The sequence below is a fragment of the Paracoccus sediminilitoris genome (genome assembly GCF_003259195.1).
GTDB classification, from domain to species: Bacteria; Pseudomonadota; Alphaproteobacteria; order Rhodobacterales; family Rhodobacteraceae; genus Paracoccus; species Paracoccus sediminilitoris.
The window spans coordinates 23193-40730 of record NZ_QJPK01000011.1 but is presented as its reverse complement, the minus strand read 5'-3'; the positions used below and the strand labels follow the sequence as shown (position 1 = coordinate 40730).

Below are 17538 nucleotides of genomic sequence, written 5' to 3'. Positions count from 1 at the left end.
CGGAATGTCGCAAGGTGGCACGCGGCACCCTTGCCCAAGACCGTCGCCCATGCGCGCGCCCGCAGCCGCCCCAAGGACCCAGTGACCGATGAACGAACTTCGTGATCCCCATTCCCCCCAGCCCCTGCATTTCGCGGATGAAAAGGGGGCGTCGCGGTCCAAATGGGTGGCGGGCATCCTGGCGCTGGTGCTGACGGCGTGGATGGGCAGCGGCTTTATCCTGCCCGCCCCGCCGCAGGAGACCGATGCCCCCGTGGACCGGGTCGAGGCGATCACCGTGGCCGTGCGCGACAGCCGCGCCGAGGACGTGACCCAGGTCTTCACCGCCGAAGGCCAGGCACAGCCCGACCGCCGGTCGATCCTGCGGGCCGAAATCGACGGCGACGTCGCGGTGCTGTCGGCGCGCCGTGGGAAATACCTGGCGCAAGGCGACATCATCGCCCGCCTTGGCACCCGCGAGCAGGAGGCCGACGTGGATCGCGCCCGGCAGGAACTGGCGGCCGCGCAGCGCGATTTCGACAATGCCGAGACGCTGCTGGAACGCGGGGTGGCCACCACCGACCGCGTGTCGCAGGCGCGAGCGGCGCTGGCGCGGGCGCAATCGGAACTGACGCGGGCCGAAGAAGGGATCGATGCCGCCGTCATCCGCGCGCCCTTCGACGGACGGCTTGACGCGCTGGACCTGGAGGAAGGCGCCTATGTCCCCGCCGGGACCGAGATCGGCACGATGCTGGACATCGACCCGCTCAAGATCGTCATCCAGGTTCCCCAGCAGGCCCTGTCGCGCATCCGCGAAGGCGGCAGCGCGACGGTCCGGTTCATCACCGGGCAGGAAATCGAAGGAACCGTCGAATATGTCAGCAAGGATGCCGTCACCGAAACCCGTACCTTCCGCGCCGAGATCCGCGTCCCGAACCCCGATGGCAGGATCGCCTCGGGGCTGTCGGTGACGGTGACGATCCCCACGGGCCAGATGTCGGCGCATTTCATCTCTCCGGCGATCCTGTCGCTTGGGACGGATGGGCAGCTGGGCGTCAAGACGGTTCAGGATGACGACACGGTGGCGTTTCATCCGGTGGTGGTCGAACAGGCGCAGACCGACGGGGTCTGGGTCAGCGGCCTGCCGGAACAGGCGCGGATCATCACCATCGGGCAGGGCTTCGTCAGCGCCGGCGAACCGGTCGTGCCCACCCCCGAGGACGCCGAAGGGGACGCCGGATGAACGGGTTGATCGACGCCGCCTTCGACCGCGCGCGGGTGGTCGTCATGGCTCTGGTGCTGATCCTGGCGGTCGGCGCGCTGACCTATGTGGCGATCCCCAAGGAAAGCTCGCCCGAGATCCCGATCCCCACCGTCTATGTCTCGACCTCGTTGGAGGGCATCGCCCCCGAGGATGCCGAACGCCTGCTGGTGGAACCGCTGGAAACCGAACTCTCGGCCCTGACCGGGCTTGAAGGGATCACTGCCACCGCCGCCGAAGGCTATGCCAGCGTACAATTGGAATTCGAGCCGGGCTTCGATGCCGATGCGGCCTTGGACAAGGTCCGCGAGGCCGTCGACCGCGCCAGCAACGAACTGCCCGAAGATGCGACCGATCCCGTCGTCACGGAAATCAACACCGCCCTCTTCCCGATCCTGACCACCATCCTGTCCGGCCCCGTCCCCGAACGCACGCTGAACGCGCTGGCCGATGATCTGAAGGACCGGCTGGAAGGCGTTCCCGGCGTCCTCGAGGTCGATATCGGCGGCGAAAGGGTCGAGCTGTTGGAAGTGCTGATCGACCCCACCGTCTTCGAGACCTATGACATCTCGTTCGACGAACTGATCGGCCAGATCAACCGCAACAACCGCCTGATCGCGGCGGGCGCCATCGAAAACGGCGCGGGCCGCATCGTGCTGAAGGTGCCCGGCCTGATCGAGGACCTGACCGATCTGATGGAACTGCCCGTCAAGGTGCGTGGCGACACGGTCGTGACCTTTGCCGATGTGGCCACCGTCAGGCGCACCTATGAGGATCCGTCGGGTTTTGCCCGCATCAACGGCCAGCCCGCCCTGGCGCTGGAAATCAAGAAGCGCGTCGGTGCGAACATCATCGAAACCGTCGCCGCCATCCGCACCGAAATCGAAGCCGCGCAGGCCGAATGGCCCGACAGCGTGCGCATCAACGACATGCAGGACGAAAGCGAACAGGTCCAGACCATGCTGTCGGACCTGGAATCCAACGTCATCGCCGCCGTGCTGCTGGTGATGATCGTGATTGTCTGGGCGCTTGGGCTGCGATCCTCGATCCTGGTGGGCCTCGCCATTCCGGGGGCTTTCCTTGCGGGGGTCTCGGCGCTTTACTTCATGGGGCTGACCATGAACATCGTGGTGCTGTTCAGCCTGATCCTGGTGGTGGGAATGCTGGTCGACGGCGCGATCGTCACGGTGGAACTGGCCGACCGGCTGCTGCACGAGGGCCTGTCGCCCAAGGCCGCCTATGCCCGCGCCGCCAAGCGCATGTCCTGGCCCATCATCGCATCCACCGCGACGACGCTCAGCGTGTTCTTTCCGCTGCTGTTCTGGTCGGGGACGGTGGGCGAATTCATGAAGTTCCTGCCCATCACCGTGATCCTGACCCTGACGGCATCGCTTTTCATGGCGCTGATCTTCATCCCCGCCGTGGGCGGCGTCATCGGCCGCCGCCAGCCGCAATCGGCCCGCCAGAAGCGCCAGATCACCGCCGCCGAAACCGGCGATCCGCGCGACATGACGGGGGCCGCGGGGGCCTATGTCCGCGCACTGGAATGGGCCATCCTGCGTCCGGGGCGGACGCTGGCGTTTTCGGTGATGCTGCTGGTGGGTGCGTTTCTGGCCTACGGGCAGTTCGGCAACGGCATCAACTTCTTTCCCTCGATCGAACCCGATTTCGCGCAGGTCGAGGTGCGGGCGCGCGACAATTTCTCGATCTATGAAAAGGACGCCCTGGTCAGGCGGGTCGAGGACCGCCTGCTGTCCTATGACGCCATCCACAGCGTCTATGCGCGCAGCGGATCCAGCCAGCAGGCCGATGAGGAGGTCATCGGCACCATCCAGCTGGAACTGACCGAATGGGACACCCGCCCTCCCGCCGAACAGATCGCCGACCGCATCCGGCGCGACATGGCGCAGATCCCCGGCATCGACGTCCAGGTCCAGACACAATCGGGCGGCCCCGCCGCAGGCAAGCCCATCAGCCTGGAGATCGCCGCGCGCGACCGCGACCTGCAGGCGCAGGCGGTCACCGCCATCCGCGACCGCATGGACCGGATCGGCGGCTTCACCGACGTCACCGACACGCGCCCCCTGCCCGGCGTCGAATGGGCGATCACGCTGGATCGGTCCGAGGCCGCGCGCTTTGGCGCCGACGTCGCCCTGCTGGGCCAGGCCGTTCAACTGCTGACCCAAGGCATCACGGTGGCCGAATACCGTCCCGACGATGCCGAGGGCACCGTCGACATCCGCGTCCGTTTCCCGGCGGGCGACCGCACGCTGGCGGAACTGGAAAGCCTGCGCGTGCCGACCAGCTCGGGGCTGGTGCCGGTCACCAATTTCGTCACCTTCAGCCCCGCCCCGCGCAGCGGCACCATCAAGCGGGTCGATGAACGGCGCGTGACGACCATCGCCGCCAATGTCGCGCCGGGCCTGCTGGTGAACGATCAGATTGTGGCCCTGCGCACGGCGCTGACGCAGATGGACCTGCCCGATGGCGTCACTTGGTCCTTTGCCGGCGAGGCCGAGGATCAGCAGGACGCGATGATCTTTCTGGTGGGGGCCTTCGCGGCGGCCATCGGCATGATGATCGTGATCCTGGTGGTGCAGTTCAACAGCTTCTTCCAGGCCTTCGTCGTCATGACGGCGATCATCTTTTCGGTGGCTGGGGTGCTGCTGGGCCTGCTGATCACCGGGCGACCCTTCGGTATCGTCATGGGCGGCATCGGGGTCATCGCGCTGGCGGGGATCGTGGTGAACAACAACATCGTGTTGATCGACACCTATAACGACCTGCGCAAGACGGGCATGTCCCCGCCCGAGGCCGCATTGCGCACCGGCGCCCAACGCCTGCGCCCCGTCATGCTGACATCGGTCACGACGGCCCTTGGTCTGATGCCCATGGTCATCGGCGTCAGCATCGATTTCTTCCGGCGCGAGATCATCTATGGCGCGCCCTCGACACAATGGTGGACGGAACTCAGCGCCGCGATCGCAGGGGGGCTGATGGTGGCCACCGCCCTGACGCTGATCGTGACGCCCGCCATGCTGATGCTGGCCGAACGCGCAGGCGCATGGCGGCGCAGGCGCAAAGAGGCGCGCCAGAGCCGCAAGGGGCTGGACAATCGCCGCGGCCCGGGCCGATTGTCCCAAGACCTGCCCCGCTGACAAAGGCCTGACCCATGACGGACGTGCTGCTTCTGGCCTTCCTGTTCCTGATCGCGGGCGTGGTGTCGGTGCCCATCGCGTCGCGGCTTGGGCTCGGATCGGTGCTGGGTTACCTGATCGCGGGGATCATCCTCAGCCCGGTCTTGGCGGGGCTGAATGTGGACGTCCTGTCGATCCAGCATTTCGCGGAATTCGGCGTCGTGATGATGCTGTTCCTGGTCGGGCTGGAACTGGAGCCGAAGCTGCTGTGGGACATGCGGATGCGCCTGCTGGGTCTGGGCGGGCTGCAGGTCACGCTCAGCGCCGGCCTGATCGCGGGGGCCGGGATCCTTCTGGGGCTGGCTTGGCCCACGGCGCTGGCGGTCGGGCTGATCTTTGCGCTGTCATCGACCGCGATCGTGCTGCAGACGCTGACCGAAAAGGGGCTGATGAAAAGCGATGGCGGGCAGGCGGGGTTTTCGGTGCTGCTGTTCCAGGACATCGCCGTCATCCCGATGCTGGCCCTGCTGCCGCTGCTGGCGGTTTCCGGTGGCGGCGATCATGCGCCGGATGCGGGTCACGAGGGCGGCATCTCGCTGGTCGCGGGGCTGGAGGGGTGGCAAACCGGCATCGTCACGCTGCTGGCCATCGGCCTGGTGATCCTGGGCGGCACCTACCTGACGCGCCCCGCCTTCCGCTTCATCGCCCAGGCCAACCTGCGCGAGATCTTCATTGCCGCCGCCCTGACCTTCGTGATCGGCACGGCACTTCTGATGTCGCTGGTCGGCCTGTCGCCGGCGCTTGGCACCTTCCTGGCCGGGGTGGTGCTGGCCAACAGCGAATACCGGCACGAATTGGAAAGCGATATCGACCCCTTCCGCGGGCTGCTGCTGGGGCTGTTCTTCATGACCGTCGGCGCGGCCATCGATTTCGGCCTGCTGGCCCGCGAACCCCTGGTCATCATCGGGCTGGCACTTGGCGTCATGGCCGTCAAAGCGGCGGTGCTGCTGGCCTTGGCGCGGCTTTTCGGGGTGCGTGACGAACAGGGCTGGCTGTTCGGCATCGGGCTGGCGCAGGCGGGGGAATTCGGCTTCGTCCTGATCTCCTTCGCGACGGCCAACGCGGTCCTGCCCGACTCCATCGCGCCGCGCCTGACGCTGATCGTGACGCTGTCGATGATGCTGACGCCGCTGATGTTCATCCTCTATGACCGGGTCATCCTGCCCCGATACCGCTTTGCCGAACCTACCGAGGCCGACCGGATCACCGCGCCCAGCCATATCATCATCGCCGGGCACGGGCGTTTCGGCGGCATCATCAACCGCATGCTGCTGAGCGCGGGCCATGAAACGACGGTGCTGGACCATTCCTCGGCCCAGCTGGAAATGCTGCGCGCCTTCGGGGTGCGGGCCTTTTACGGCGACGCCACCCGTCCCGACCTGCTGCGCGCGGCAGGGTTGGAAACGGCGACCGTGCTGGTCATCGCCATCGACAACCGCGACCAGGTGACCGAGATGGTCCGCTATGTCCGCCAAACCTATCCCCATGTCCACATCACCGCCCGCGCCCGCGACCAGAGCCATGTCTATGAGTTGTGGGCCGCAGGATGCCGCGATGTCATCCGCGAGACGTTCGACAGCGCCGTGCGCGCGGGCCGTTCCGTCTATGAGGCGCTTGGCGTCCCCAAGGATCAGGCCGAACAGACCGCCCGCAGCTTTGTCGCGCACAACCAGCGCACCATCCGTGAACTGGCCGAGCTGCACGACCCCGACACCCCGCCCCAGCACAACGCCGCCTATCTGAAACGCGCGCGCGAGCTGATGGAGGAACAGACCGCCCAGCTGCGCGCCCGCGGCGCATCCCAAGTGGACGGCGATTTCTGACGCGCGGCGGTGCAGTTTTTTCCCTTTGTCGGAAAATATCGCCCACCCGGTTTGACGCGGGGCAGGTGCTGGGCCACAAACGGCACAAAGGTCGATCTGGGGGGAATGACGACATGAGCTATCTTGGAATCGATCTGGGCACATCCGGACTGCGGGCCCTGCTGGTCGGTGATGACGGCCAGCCCGTGGGCGCGGCCGAAAGCCATTACCACGCGCGCAACCCCCATCCTGGCTGGTCAGAACAGGACCCTGCGGATTGGATCACGGCCTTTCGCGACGCGGTCGGCCAATTGCGCGACCGTCACCCCGAATTCAGCGACCTGCGCGGCATCGCGGTCGCGGGTCACATGCACGGGGCCACGGTTCTGGGGGCCGATGATCAGGTGCTGCGGCCCTGCATTCTGTGGAACGACACGCGCAGCCACGTCCAAGCTGCATCGCTAGACGCGCAGCCCGAGTTTCGCGCCCTGACCGGCAACATCGTCTTTCCAGGCTTTACCGCGCCCAAGCTGGACTGGATGGCCGCCCAGGAACCCGAATTGCGCGCCAAGGTTGCCCATGTGCTGCTGCCGGCCGCTTATCTGAACCTGTGGCTGACAGGGGACCATGTCGGTGATCTGTCGGACGCCTCGGGCACCAGCTGGCTGGACACGGCCGCGCGCGACTGGTCGGACGACCTGCTGGGCCGTACGGGCCTGGACCGCACCGAGATGCCCCGTCTGGTCGAGGGCAGCGAACCCGCCGGCCAGCTGCGCGCAGAGCTTGCCGCCGAATGGGGACTGCGCAACCCCGTGACGGTGGCAGGCGGCGCGGGCGACAATGCCGCCGCCGCCTGCGGGATCGGGGCCATGACCGAAGGCGCGGGGTTCGTGTCGCTTGGCACTTCGGGGGTGTTGCTGATGGCCCGCGACGGCTATCGCCCCGCGCCCGAAACCGCGCTGCACAGCTTCTGCCACGCGGTTCCGGACACCTGGTACCAGATGGGCGTCATGCTATCGGCCACCGATTGCCTGAACTGGCTGGCCCGCATCACCGGCGCGACGCCGGCCGACCTGACCGCCGGACTGGGCGATCTGCGGGCGCCGGGCCCGGTGCGATTCCTGCCCTATCTGTCGGGCGAAAGGACGCCCCACAATGATCCGCGCATCAGGGGCAGCTTTACCGGCCTGGCTTTGGCCACCGACCGCGACGACATGACCCGCGCCGTGCTGGAGGGTGTGGCCTTCGGCCTGCGCGACAGCCTCGAGGCCCTGCGCGCCACGGGCGCCCGTCCCGACAGCCTGATGGCGATCGGCGGCGGCGCACGGTCGCGTTACTGGTTGCAGGTGATCGCGACCGCGCTGGATGTCACGCTGGACCTGCCCGCGGGCGGGGAATTCGGCGCGGCCCTGGGGGCGGCCCGGCTGGCGATGGTCGCATCGGGCGCGGGCGATGTGGCGCAGGTGATGACGCCCCCGCAGATCACCGACCGCGTGGCGCCCGACCCCGCCCTGCGCGGGGCCTTCGACGATGCCTATCAGGGCTTTCGGGCCGCCTATCCGGCGATCCTGACCGCTCAGAGGTAATTGCGCGCCACCGCGATGGCCACGGCCTGGGTGCGGCTTTTCGCACCCAGCTTGGCGCAGGCCTTCAAGGCGCGCTGCTTGACGGTGGATTCCGCGATCCCCAGCAGCGCCGCCGTTTCCTGCTGGCCCTGACCGTCGCGAAAACAGCGCAGCACGTCCAGTTCCGCCGTGGTCAGCGCGGCGCGGTTCAGCACCATGTCCGTCCACAGGTGGAACTTGGCCGAACAGCGCGCGATCTCGTCATCGCTGAATTCGCGTTCGGGATGGGACAGGGTCAGGAATGACCGCTTGCCGGCCACCTTGCGGGAAATCGCCACGCCGTGATTCAGCCTGAACTTCTTGGCCGCCGACATGACGCCGCGCAGGTCGGGGATGCGCACCTCGGACCAGCGGGCGGCGCCGTCGTGGGTCATCGTCCACATCGCGATCGGATCGCCGAAGAAATAGTTGCGGTCCTCGTATATCTTGCGCCAGGCGTCCGGATAGGCGTTGAACAGATGTTCCGGCCCCCGATAGGTCAAATTGAAACCCATGATCCAGCCGCTTGGCGCCAGCGCGTGCATCTGGGCGATCTCATCGTCGAAATTCGGTATCAGGTCGTTCAGCATGGCATGCCCAAGTTGCGTGACCTGCAGGATATGCCTTTTCGGACATACTGAAAAGGCAGGTCGTGCTGTTTTCACAAGACAGACACATCTTTGACGCGCACCCTTTCCGGCGTTGATCACGCCCAAAAGGAGACATGCGATGATGGCACATATCAAGGAACCCAAACTGGCCACCGCCGAGTTCAGCCGCGACATGGTCGAGACCATGCTGACCTATTTCGACGCCTATGCCGATGGCGGCGTGCTGCAGGTCGAAGTGACCTCGTGGGGGTTGTGGCTGCCCAACAAGGTGACGGGCGGGCGCCAGTTCCTGGGGCTTGCCAAGCTGCCCGACGGCATCCGGCAGTAAGGGGGGGGCATGACCATGACACGCACCCCCGCCGCCGACATCACCGTTGAACTGATCTGCCTGCCGCGCGACATGGCGCGGTTCGATCTGGTCACCAGCTTCTTCAAGCTGCGCAAGCAGATCTTCGTGGACCGGATGGCCTGGCCCCTGCACCACGCCGAAGGGATCGAGTTCGAGCAATACGACACCTTCGACACCGTCTATGTCATCGCCCATCGCGATGGGCAGGCCGTGGGCGGTGCCAGGCTGAAGCGCACCGACACCAGTTTCGGCGCGGGCAAGGTTGTCTATTCCTACATGATCCGCGACGCCCATCTGGGTCTTCTGCCCGGCATGCCCACCAACCTGTGCCACGAAGACCCCCCTGTCGATGCCGGAGCGTGGGAGCTGACGCGCTTTGCGGCCCTGCCCCTGCCCGGCCTTGCGGAGAGCATCCTGGAGGCTGCGAACACGCATCTTCACGCGGTGGGCGCCAGCGATTGCCTGTTCCTGGGGCCGCCTGCCTTCCTGCGCATGGCCGCGCGGCTTGGCTGGACCCCGCGCCCGATGGGGGATCTGGTGTCGAATGACGATGGCAAGTTCCTGGCCTTCGCCTGCGCCGTGCGCGGCCCTGCGGCGGCAATGACCGTCTAAGGTCAGCTCGCCTGCCGGGCCGGTCGGCCCGGCAAGGCGTCTCTGCGACGCAAGGACCCCGCCCCGATGCGGGCACGGATGCCCCGCGACAGGGCATCGATCAGGATCGTCACCAGCGCGGTGGCGACCAGGATGACGACTGCGCGGTCCATGCGCAGCGCGACGATGGCGTCGTCCAGATAGAACCCAAGCGTCGCCACCCCCAGAAGACCCAGGATGGCGCTTTCGCGGATGATGATCTCCCACCGATAGAGGCAGAGCGCGACGAAGCTGCCGAACAGGCGCGGCACGATTTCCCACCCCCACAGCGTCAGACCCCGCGCCGCGTCAGGACGCAAGGTCAGGTCGCGCGCCTGCCGTCCCAGCAGATGGCCGATGATCGCCCCGTTATGCAGCCCAAGCGCCAGGACGGCGGGCAGCATGGATGGCCCGAAGACCTGCAGGAACAGATAGGCCAGCATGTATTCGGGAAAGGACCGCAGCAGCACCAGCACCAGATGCCCCAGCCAGGCTCCGACCCGCCCGCTGACGCGCGGCACGATCAGCGCCTGGCCCACGAAGGCCAGCCCCCCCGCCAGGATCAGCGACAGCTGCGCGACGACCAGCGTCGCCCCCAGCCCCGGCAGGATCGACCCCGTGGCCAGGTCCCAGAGCCAAGGCCACAGCCCCGCCGGATCACCCGCGCGCAAGGGGGCCGGAATGATGTCCTGGCTCAGGAACCGCCGCAGCGCGCCCTGCCCCATCGGGGGTGATGAGACCTGCGTCAGCACTCCGACCGCCAGCGACAGCCAGGCCAGCGCCAGTCGCGGGCGCATCCATTGCCGCACGGTCGCGATCAGCAGGATATAGATCGCCATGACCGCACCCGCCGCGCCGTAATCGCCCTGCTTGAAAAAGCTGTCCAACTGATAGCCAAGCGTCGGCAGCCCCACGAAGCCCAAGACCGCCGAAGACCGCAGCCCGCATTCCAGCCGATAAAGCGCATAGCTGACCATCTGCGGCCGCGCCAAGGGCGCGCGCGCCCAGAGGAACCGCGTCAGCGGATCGATCCCTGCCCCCAGCCAGCGCGAGGGCCGGGGATCGGCCTCGTCCAGAATCTCGGACAGGACCTTGGAGAAGATCCCCGCATAGGGCAGCGCGATGGCCAGAAGGCCAGACCAGACGCTGATGCCGAAGACCTGCAGCAGCAGAAGCGCCCAGAACAGTTCGTGCACGGACCTTAGGGCGATGGCCAGCCAGCGCACCGGCCGCAGCCGATAGAAGGGCGCCAAGACCAGCCCCGCCGCACCGCCAAGCGCCACCCCCGCCACGGCGAAGGCGATGGTCAGCGCGACCGCCCATCCGATCTGTTCGACCGCCGTGAAATCGGGGGCCAGGAAACCACGGGCCATGCGGCCCAGCTCGGCCCAGGGGTCATGGCCGGCGGTGGCGAAATCGGCGAAGGGCAGGCAGATCAGGGCAAGGCCCAGAAACAGAGCCACGACACCGCCACGCGACACGCTAGCGGGCATAGAGCGCCTCGGTCAGGGCAGGGTCCAGCCGATCGGCGGGCAGGTCGAACAGAACCCGGCCATCCTTCAACCCGATGATGCGGGTCGCGAAGGCGCGGGCGATGGCCACGTCATGCAGGGCCAGGATGGCGGTCGGAAAGGCATCGCGGATCTGGTGCGCCAAGGCCAGCGCCTGACGCGGATCCACGGCGGACAGCGGTTCATCCCCGACGATCACGTCGCCGCCGCGATGCAGCGCACGCGCAAGTGCGACGCGCTGCTGCTGGCCGCCCGACAGGGTCTCGACCGCGCGATCGGCCAGATCGGACAGGCCGACGCGGGACAAATCGGACAGGGCCGCGGCGCGGTCGGTGCGCGACGGGCGGATCAGCGTGCGCAGGTTGCGCAGCGCGCCGTGATCGTCCAGCCGCCCCATCAGCACGTTGCGCAGGGCCGAAAGCTGAGGGACCAGCGCGTGATCCTGGGGGACCAGCGCCACCCGCAGGTCGCGGGCCAGCAGGCTGTCGCGCAGCGCGCTCAGCAGCGTGGATTTTCCCGACCCGCTGCGCCCCAGCAGCGCGACCCGCTGGCCGGGGGTGATGGCCAGGCGCAGGTCGCGCAGCACCGGGGCGCCGTCATAGCCGAGATCGACCCCGTCCAGCAATTGCAAGCGATTACTCCAGCAGGTCCAGCTGGCGTCCGACCGTTTCGATCGGGGCGTAATCCTCGTTGGCGGCGGGCACGAAGGCGTTGCGCGGGAAGGCGGCCAGCAGCGCCGGGTCGGTCATGCCGACCAGGGCGGCCTGGACGCGGTCGGCGAAACCCTCGCCCCAACGGGCATCGACATCGCCGCGGATGGTCCAGTTGTAATCCGGATAGGGCGGCGTCTTCCAGATGACCTTGGCGGTCTCGACCTCGGGGGCGCCTTCGGTCACGGCCTGGTCATAGACCGTGAAGTTCAGCGCACCGACCTGCCAGGCGCCCGATGCGACCAGACGCAGGGTCTGCGCGTGATCGCCCGAGAACCCGACGCGACCGAAGAACTCCTCGGGGGCCTCGCCGGTCTGTTCGCGGATCTGGTATTCTGGCATCAACCGCCCCGAGGTCGAGGTCTTGGCACCGAAGGTGAAGGACATGCCGCGGGCCTCTTCGGGGAAACCTTCGGATTCGGTCAGGCCGGTTTCGGTGTTGGCGATGAAATAGGTGACGAAGCTCTGATCCTCGTCGCCCTGCGCGATGGCGCGGGCATCGGGAACCAGCAGCCGCGCCTGCACGCCCGAAAGGCCGCCGAACCAGGCCAGTTGGACCTGATCGTTGCGAAAGGCCGTGACGGCGGCCGGATAGGATTTCACCGGGACGAATTCGACCGGCACGTCCAGTTCCTGCGACAGATAATCGGCGACCGCGCCAAAGCGCTCGGCAAGGCGCGTTTCATCATCGTCGGGAATGGCCGAGAAATAGAGCGTGTCCTTGGCATGGGCGATGCCGGCAAGCGACAGGCAGGCGGTGACGGCCAGGGCGGTCAGGCGCGACAGGAACATGGGCGGAAATCCTCAGGGTGGCAGGGGACTGCGGGTGGCGAAACACGGCGAAAGGGGGGATAAACGGCGGACCCTCGCGCAATGGCTGGCCGGGTCGCGCACCGTGTCGTCAAGCCACCGCCACGCGGTGAAGCCACAGGGCCCAAGCGCACACGGCGCATTGGCTTTCCAGCGCCCTCTTAGCAAGTCCGCCCGTCCCGGCGCAAGAGATCGTGAACAGCCCCCCTGCGACCTCACGCGCAGGTCAACTCCCCTTGACTTGGGTGCAACCGGGGCGGACAATAAAAGGGTACCTATCAATGATGACAGGCAGATGGAGGGTCCCATGAACATTGACCTTTCGCGCCGCGGCTTTCTGAGGCTGGCGGGTGCGGGGGTTGCGGCAACGTCGCTAGGAGCCTTGGGCTTCGGCGAAGCCGAGGCAGCCGAGGCCGCGCATGTGCGCGCCTTCAAGCTGGCCACGACAACTGAAACGCGCAACACCTGCCCCTACTGCTCGGTGGCCTGCGGGATCATCATGTATTCCAAAGGCGACGTGAAGGCCGGCGAAACAGCCGAGCTTCTGCATATCGAAGGCGATGTCGACCATCCGACGAACCGCGGAACGCTGTGCCCCAAGGGCGCGGCGCTGAAGGATTTCGTCCTGGCACCGACCCGCCTGACGCAGCCCCGCGTCCGCCGTCCCGGTTCCGACCGGTTCGAGGAGATTTCTTGGGAAGAGGCGCTGGACGGCATCGCACGCGCGATCAAGGACGACCGTGACCAGAACTTCATCGCCACGAACGATGCAGGCGTCACCGTCAACCGCTGGACGACCGCAGGTTTCCTGGCCGCCTCCGCAACCACCAATGAAACCGCATGGCTGACCTACAAGACGGTCCGGTCCATGGGGATAGTCGGCTTCGATAATCAGGCACGCGTCTGACACGGCCCTACGGTGTCCAGTTTGGGCCCAACATTTGGCCGTGGCGCGATGACCAACGCGTGGACCGACATTAAGAATACCGACCTTGTGGTCGTGATGGGCGGCAATGCCGCCGAAGCGCATCCGTGCGGCTTCAAATGGGTGACCGAAGCCAAAGCGCATCGGGGTGCCAAGCTGATCGTGGTCGACCCGCGCTATACGCGCACCGCCTCGGTCGCGGATTATTATGCGCCCATCCGTCCGGGCAGCGACATCGCGTTCCTGATGGGTGCGATCCGCTGGTGCATGGAAAACGACAAGGTCCAGTGGGAATACGTCAAGAACTTCACCAACGCCGCATTCCTGGTAAAGGATGAATTCGGCTGGAACGACGGTCTTTTCACCGGCTATGACGAGGAAAAGCGCGATTACGACAAGTCCAGCTGGGATTACCAGATTGGCGAGGACGGCTTTGCGCTGACCGACCCGACCCTGCAGGACCCCCGCTGCGTCTGGCAGATGCTGAAGAAGCATGTTGACGTCTATACGCCCGAATTCGTGGAAAACATCACCGGCACGCCGCGCGACAAGTTCCTGACCATCTGCCAGATGATCGGCGAATGCAGCGCGCCCGACCGGACGATGACCTCGATGTACGCGCTTGGCTGGACCCAGCATTCCAAGGGTGGCCAAAACATCCGCGGCATGGCGATGCTTCAGCTGATCCTGGGCAATATCGGCGTGCGCGGTGGCGGCATGAACGCGCTTCGCGGGCATTCCAACATCCAGGGCCTGACCGATCTGGGCCTGATGTCGAACCTGATCCCGGGATATCTGAACATCCCGACGGAAAAGGAGCCCGACTGGCAGACCTACATGTCGACGCGCAACTTCAAGCCGTTGCAGCCGGGTCAGACAAGCTACTGGCAGAACTATTCCAAGTTCATGGTCAGCTTCATGAAGGCGATGTGGGGTGATGCCGCGACGCCGGAAAACGATTGGGCCTTCCAATATCTGCCCAAGCTGGACGTGCCGTCATACGACATCCTGCGCATGTTCGAGCTGATGGACCAGGGCCGGGTGAACCTGTATTTCTGCCAGGGCTTCAACCCGATGCTGTCCTTTCCCCACCGGGGCAAGATCACGACGGCGCTGTCCAAGCTGAAGACGCTGGTCGTCATGGACCCGCTGGAAACGGAAACCTCCAATTTCTGGCAGAACCACGGCATCCACAACGACGTGGATACCGCGTCCATCCAGACCCAGGTCTATCAACTGCCCACGACCTGCTTTGCCGAAGACGAAGGCGCGCTGGTCAATTCGGGACGCTGGCTGCAATGGCACTGGGCGGGGGCGACGCCTCCGGGTCAGGCCAAGCACGACACCTGGATCATGGCGCAGATCTTCCAGCGGGTGCGCAATCTGTATCAGGAGGAGGGCGGCGCTTTTGCCGATCCGATCCTGAACCTGACCTGGAACTATGCCGATCCGAACGAACCCACCCCCGAGGAACTGGCACGGGAAATGAACGGCAAGGCCCTGTCCGCCGTCTATGATCCCGCCGACGATACCAAGGTGGTGGCCGAGGCCGGCAAGCAGCTTTCGGGCTTTGGCCAGCTTCGGGATGACGGATCGACCATGGCGGGTTGCTGGATCTATTCCGGCAGCTGGACCGAGGAAGGCAACATGATGGCGCGGCGGGACAATTCCGATCCCGACGATACCGGTATGTTCCTGAACTGGTCCTTCGCATGGCCGGCCAATCGGCGGATCCTGTATAACCGCGCCTCGGCCGACATGGAGGGCAAGCCGTGGGATCCGTCCCGCAAGCTGATCGAGTGGAACGGCGAGAAATGGGTGGGATACGACGTGCCCGACATCTCGCCCACTGCCAAACCCTCCGAGGTCGGCCCCTTCATCATGAACCAGGAAGGCGTGTCGCGCCTGTTCACCCGGGGCATGATGCGCGACGGGCCTTTCCCGACGCATATGGAGCCGTTCGAAAGCCCTATGGCCAACGTCTTCAACCCGAAGATGCGCGGCAATCCGGTGGCGCGCATCTTCGAAAGCGATGCCGCGCGTCTTGGCACCAGCGACGAGTTCCCCTTCGTGGCGACCTCGTACCGCCTGACCGAGCATTTCCACTATTGGACCAAGCACAACGTGGTGAACGCCGCGCTGCAGCCCGAGTTCTTCGTGGAGATCAGCGAGGAACTGGCCGCCGAACGGGGCATCAAGAAGGGTGGCCGCGTACGGGTCTGGGGCAAACGGGGCGAGGTCTGGGCGAAAGCCGTCGTGACCAAGCGCCTGCGTCCCTTGATCTGCGACGGCAAGCAGGTCCATGTGGTGGGCATTCCGCTGCATTGGGGCTTCATGGGGGCCGCCAAGAAGGGTTTCGGGCCGAACAGCCTGACGCCGTTCGTCGGTGACGCCAATACGGATACGCCCGAATTCAAGGCCTTCCTTGTCAACATCGAACCCGCAGCAGAGGAGCCGGTCGCATGAAGGATACAGTCGCCGGCCCCACCACCGCGGTGTCGAACCCGCCCGTGCAGCCGATGAAGGCGTATTTCGATACGTCCGACATCGTCCGCATCTCGGCCACGCGGGACGTTCCGCAACCCGATCGCCAGCTGGAAAAGCTGGCCAAGCTGATCGATGTGTCCAAATGCATCGGTTGCAAGGCCTGCCAATCCGCCTGCATCGAGTGGAACGACACCAAGCCCGAGATCGAGGAGAACGTGGGGGTCTATGAAAACCCCCACGACTTGACCCCGAACATGTTCACCCTGATGCGCTTCAGCGAATGGGAGAACCCCGAGACCGACAACCTGGAATGGCTGATCCGCAAGGACGGCTGCATGCATTGCGAGGATCCGGGCTGCCTGAAGGCCTGCCCGGCGCCCGGCGCGATCGTGCAATATTCCAACGGCATCGTCGATTTCATCCACGACAACTGCATCGGCTGCGGTTATTGCGTCACCGGCTGTCCGTTCAACATCCCGCGGATCAGCCAGGTCGATCACAAGAGCTATAAATGCACCCTGTGTTCCGACCGGATCGCCGTGGGCCAGGGCCCGGCCTGCGCCAAGGCATGTCCCACCCAGGCCATCGTCTTTGGCACCAAGGAAGACATGAAGGCCCATGCCGCAACCCGGATCGAGGATCTGAAGTCGCGCGGCTATGACAATGCCGGACTTTACGATCCGCAGGGCGTCGGCGGCACGCATGTGATGTATGTGCTGCACCACGCCGACAAGCCGGGCATCTACAACAACCTTGCGGAAAACCCGCGGATCTCTCCGCTGGTGGAAGGTTGGAAGGGTGTGACCAAGACCGCCGGTCTGGCGGTCGTGGGGCTTGCGGCCCTTGGGGCGACGCTGCACGGCCTGTTCAGTCGGGGCAACCGCCCCGACGATCATGACGACGAGGCCGCCAAGACGCTGGTTGTCGAACATCGCGACCCTGAAAACGGAGGTCATGTCTGATGGCGCCACGTCCCTATTATTCCGAACGCGGCGATCATATCGACAGCAAGACCCCGGTGACGGTCAGCCGTTACCGGGGGTTCACCCGCATCAACCACTGGATCACGGCGGCGACGCTGATTCTGCTGGCGATTTCGGGTCTGGCCCTGTTCCACCCCTCGCTCTATTTCCTGACGGGATTGTTCGGCGGCGGTCAGATCACGCGCTGGCTGCACCCGATCATGGGTGTTGTGCTGTTCTTCAGCTTCCTGCTGATGTTCGTGCAGCTGTGGCGCCTGAACATGCCCAAGCCCGAGGATGTCACCTGGACCACCCGCATCGGCGACGTGGTCAAGGGCAATGAGGACAAACTGCCCGAACTTGGCAAGTACAATGCCGGGCAGAAATTCGTCTTCTGGGCGATGACCGGGCTGATCCTGTTGTTGATCGTCACCGGCGTGATGATCTGGCAGCAATTCTTTGCCCATTACGTTCCGGTTCCCATGCGCCGCATCGCGGTTCTTCTGCATGCGCTGGCGGCCGTGGCGATCCTGCTGGTCTTCATCCTGCATGTCTATGCGGCGGTTTGGACCCGTGGCACCCTGCGCGCCATGACCCGCGGCACCGTCACAGGTGGCTGGGCATGGCGTCACCACCGGAAATGGTTGCGCGAGATCGCCAGCCGCGACACAAAAGGCCCGGCAGAGTAATCTGCCGAGGC

The 17538-nt window shown here is 65.7% G+C and carries 13 protein-coding genes; 9 read left to right on the top strand and 4 right to left on the bottom strand.

The features are described 5' to 3' along the window. Positions 1-88 precede the first annotated feature (88 nt). The 4 genes from DKT70_RS10875 (at position 89) to xylB (ending at position 7825) form a co-directional block, all read left to right on the top strand. Positions 89-1222, top strand: a complete 1134-nt coding sequence (locus DKT70_RS10875; protein WP_111559158.1) for an efflux RND transporter periplasmic adaptor subunit — start codon at positions 89-91, stop codon at positions 1220-1222. Continuing rightward, positions 1219-4398 carry an efflux RND transporter permease subunit gene (locus tag DKT70_RS10870; RefSeq protein WP_111559157.1) on the top strand — a complete coding sequence of 1060 codons (3180 nt, stop codon included), beginning with the start codon at positions 1219-1221 and terminating at the stop codon, positions 4396-4398. Before DKT70_RS10875 ends, DKT70_RS10870 begins: the two co-directional genes overlap by 4 nt. 14 nt (positions 4399-4412) lie before the next feature. Further along, positions 4413-6260 carry a monovalent cation:proton antiporter-2 (CPA2) family protein gene (locus DKT70_RS10865; protein ID WP_111559156.1) on the top strand — a complete coding sequence of 616 codons (1848 nt, stop codon included), beginning with the start codon at positions 4413-4415 and terminating at the stop codon, positions 6258-6260. A gap of 113 nt (positions 6261-6373) precedes the next feature. Then, positions 6374-7825 carry a xylulokinase gene (gene xylB / locus DKT70_RS10860; RefSeq protein ID WP_111559155.1) on the top strand — a complete coding sequence of 484 codons (1452 nt, stop codon included), beginning with the start codon at positions 6374-6376 and terminating at the stop codon, positions 7823-7825. Here xylB and DKT70_RS10855 read toward each other — a convergent pair. Next, positions 7816-8433 carry a helix-turn-helix transcriptional regulator gene (locus DKT70_RS10855; RefSeq protein WP_158530003.1) on the bottom strand — a complete coding sequence of 206 codons (618 nt, stop codon included), beginning with the start codon at positions 8431-8433 and terminating at the stop codon, positions 7816-7818. The genes xylB and DKT70_RS10855 overlap by 10 nt on opposite strands. 142 nt (positions 8434-8575) lie before the next feature. On the opposite strand from DKT70_RS10855, the gene DKT70_RS18035 reads away from it, so the two are divergent. Together DKT70_RS18035 and DKT70_RS10850 are read left to right on the top strand one after the other, a co-directional pair. Further along, the gene (locus DKT70_RS18035; RefSeq protein WP_158530001.1) at positions 8576-8782 is read left to right on the top strand and encodes a hypothetical protein; all 207 of its coding nucleotides are present in this window, start codon (positions 8576-8578) and stop codon (positions 8780-8782) included. 9 nt (positions 8783-8791) lie between these two features. Further along, positions 8792-9415 (top strand): acyl-homoserine-lactone synthase, encoded by a 624-nt coding sequence (locus DKT70_RS10850; protein WP_111559153.1) that lies wholly within the window; start codon positions 8792-8794, stop codon positions 9413-9415. A 2-nt stretch (positions 9416-9417) separates the two neighbouring features. Here DKT70_RS10850 and DKT70_RS10845 read toward each other — a convergent pair whose 3' ends face one another. Genes DKT70_RS10845 through DKT70_RS10835 form a run of 3 tightly spaced genes read right to left on the bottom strand, consistent with a single transcriptional unit; the run spans position 9418 to position 12446 of the window. Beyond that, the gene (locus DKT70_RS10845) at positions 9418-10926 is read right to left on the bottom strand and encodes a PhnE/PtxC family ABC transporter permease (protein ID WP_111559152.1); all 1509 of its coding nucleotides are present in this window, start codon (positions 10924-10926) and stop codon (positions 9418-9420) included. Then, entirely contained in the window at positions 10916-11575 is a 660-nt protein-coding gene (locus DKT70_RS10840; protein WP_111559151.1) for an ATP-binding cassette domain-containing protein, read from the bottom strand. Before DKT70_RS10840 ends, DKT70_RS10845 begins: the two co-directional genes overlap by 11 nt. 4 nt (positions 11576-11579) lie before the next feature. Further along, positions 11580-12446, bottom strand: coding sequence for a putative selenate ABC transporter substrate-binding protein (locus DKT70_RS10835; protein WP_111559150.1), 867 nt, complete (start codon positions 12444-12446; stop codon positions 11580-11582). A 325-nt stretch (positions 12447-12771) separates the two neighbouring features. On the opposite strand from DKT70_RS10835, the gene fdnG reads away from it, so the two are divergent. Genes fdnG through DKT70_RS10820 form a run of 3 tightly spaced genes read left to right on the top strand, consistent with a single transcriptional unit; the run spans position 12772 to position 17527 of the window. Beyond that, positions 12772-15855: a formate dehydrogenase-N subunit alpha gene (fdnG, locus tag DKT70_RS10830; protein WP_267895648.1), complete on the top strand. Its 3084-nt coding sequence runs from the start codon at positions 12772-12774 to the stop codon at positions 15853-15855. Next, a complete protein-coding gene (gene fdxH, locus DKT70_RS10825; protein ID WP_111559148.1) occupies positions 15852-16838 on the top strand; it encodes a formate dehydrogenase subunit beta in 987 nt (328 codons plus the stop codon). The genes fdnG and fdxH overlap by 4 nt, the downstream gene beginning before the upstream one ends. Next, the gene (locus DKT70_RS10820; protein WP_111559147.1) at positions 16838-17527 is read left to right on the top strand and encodes a formate dehydrogenase subunit gamma; all 690 of its coding nucleotides are present in this window, start codon (positions 16838-16840) and stop codon (positions 17525-17527) included. The genes fdxH and DKT70_RS10820 overlap by 1 nt, the downstream gene beginning before the upstream one ends. Positions 17528-17538: the final 11 nt, after the last annotated feature.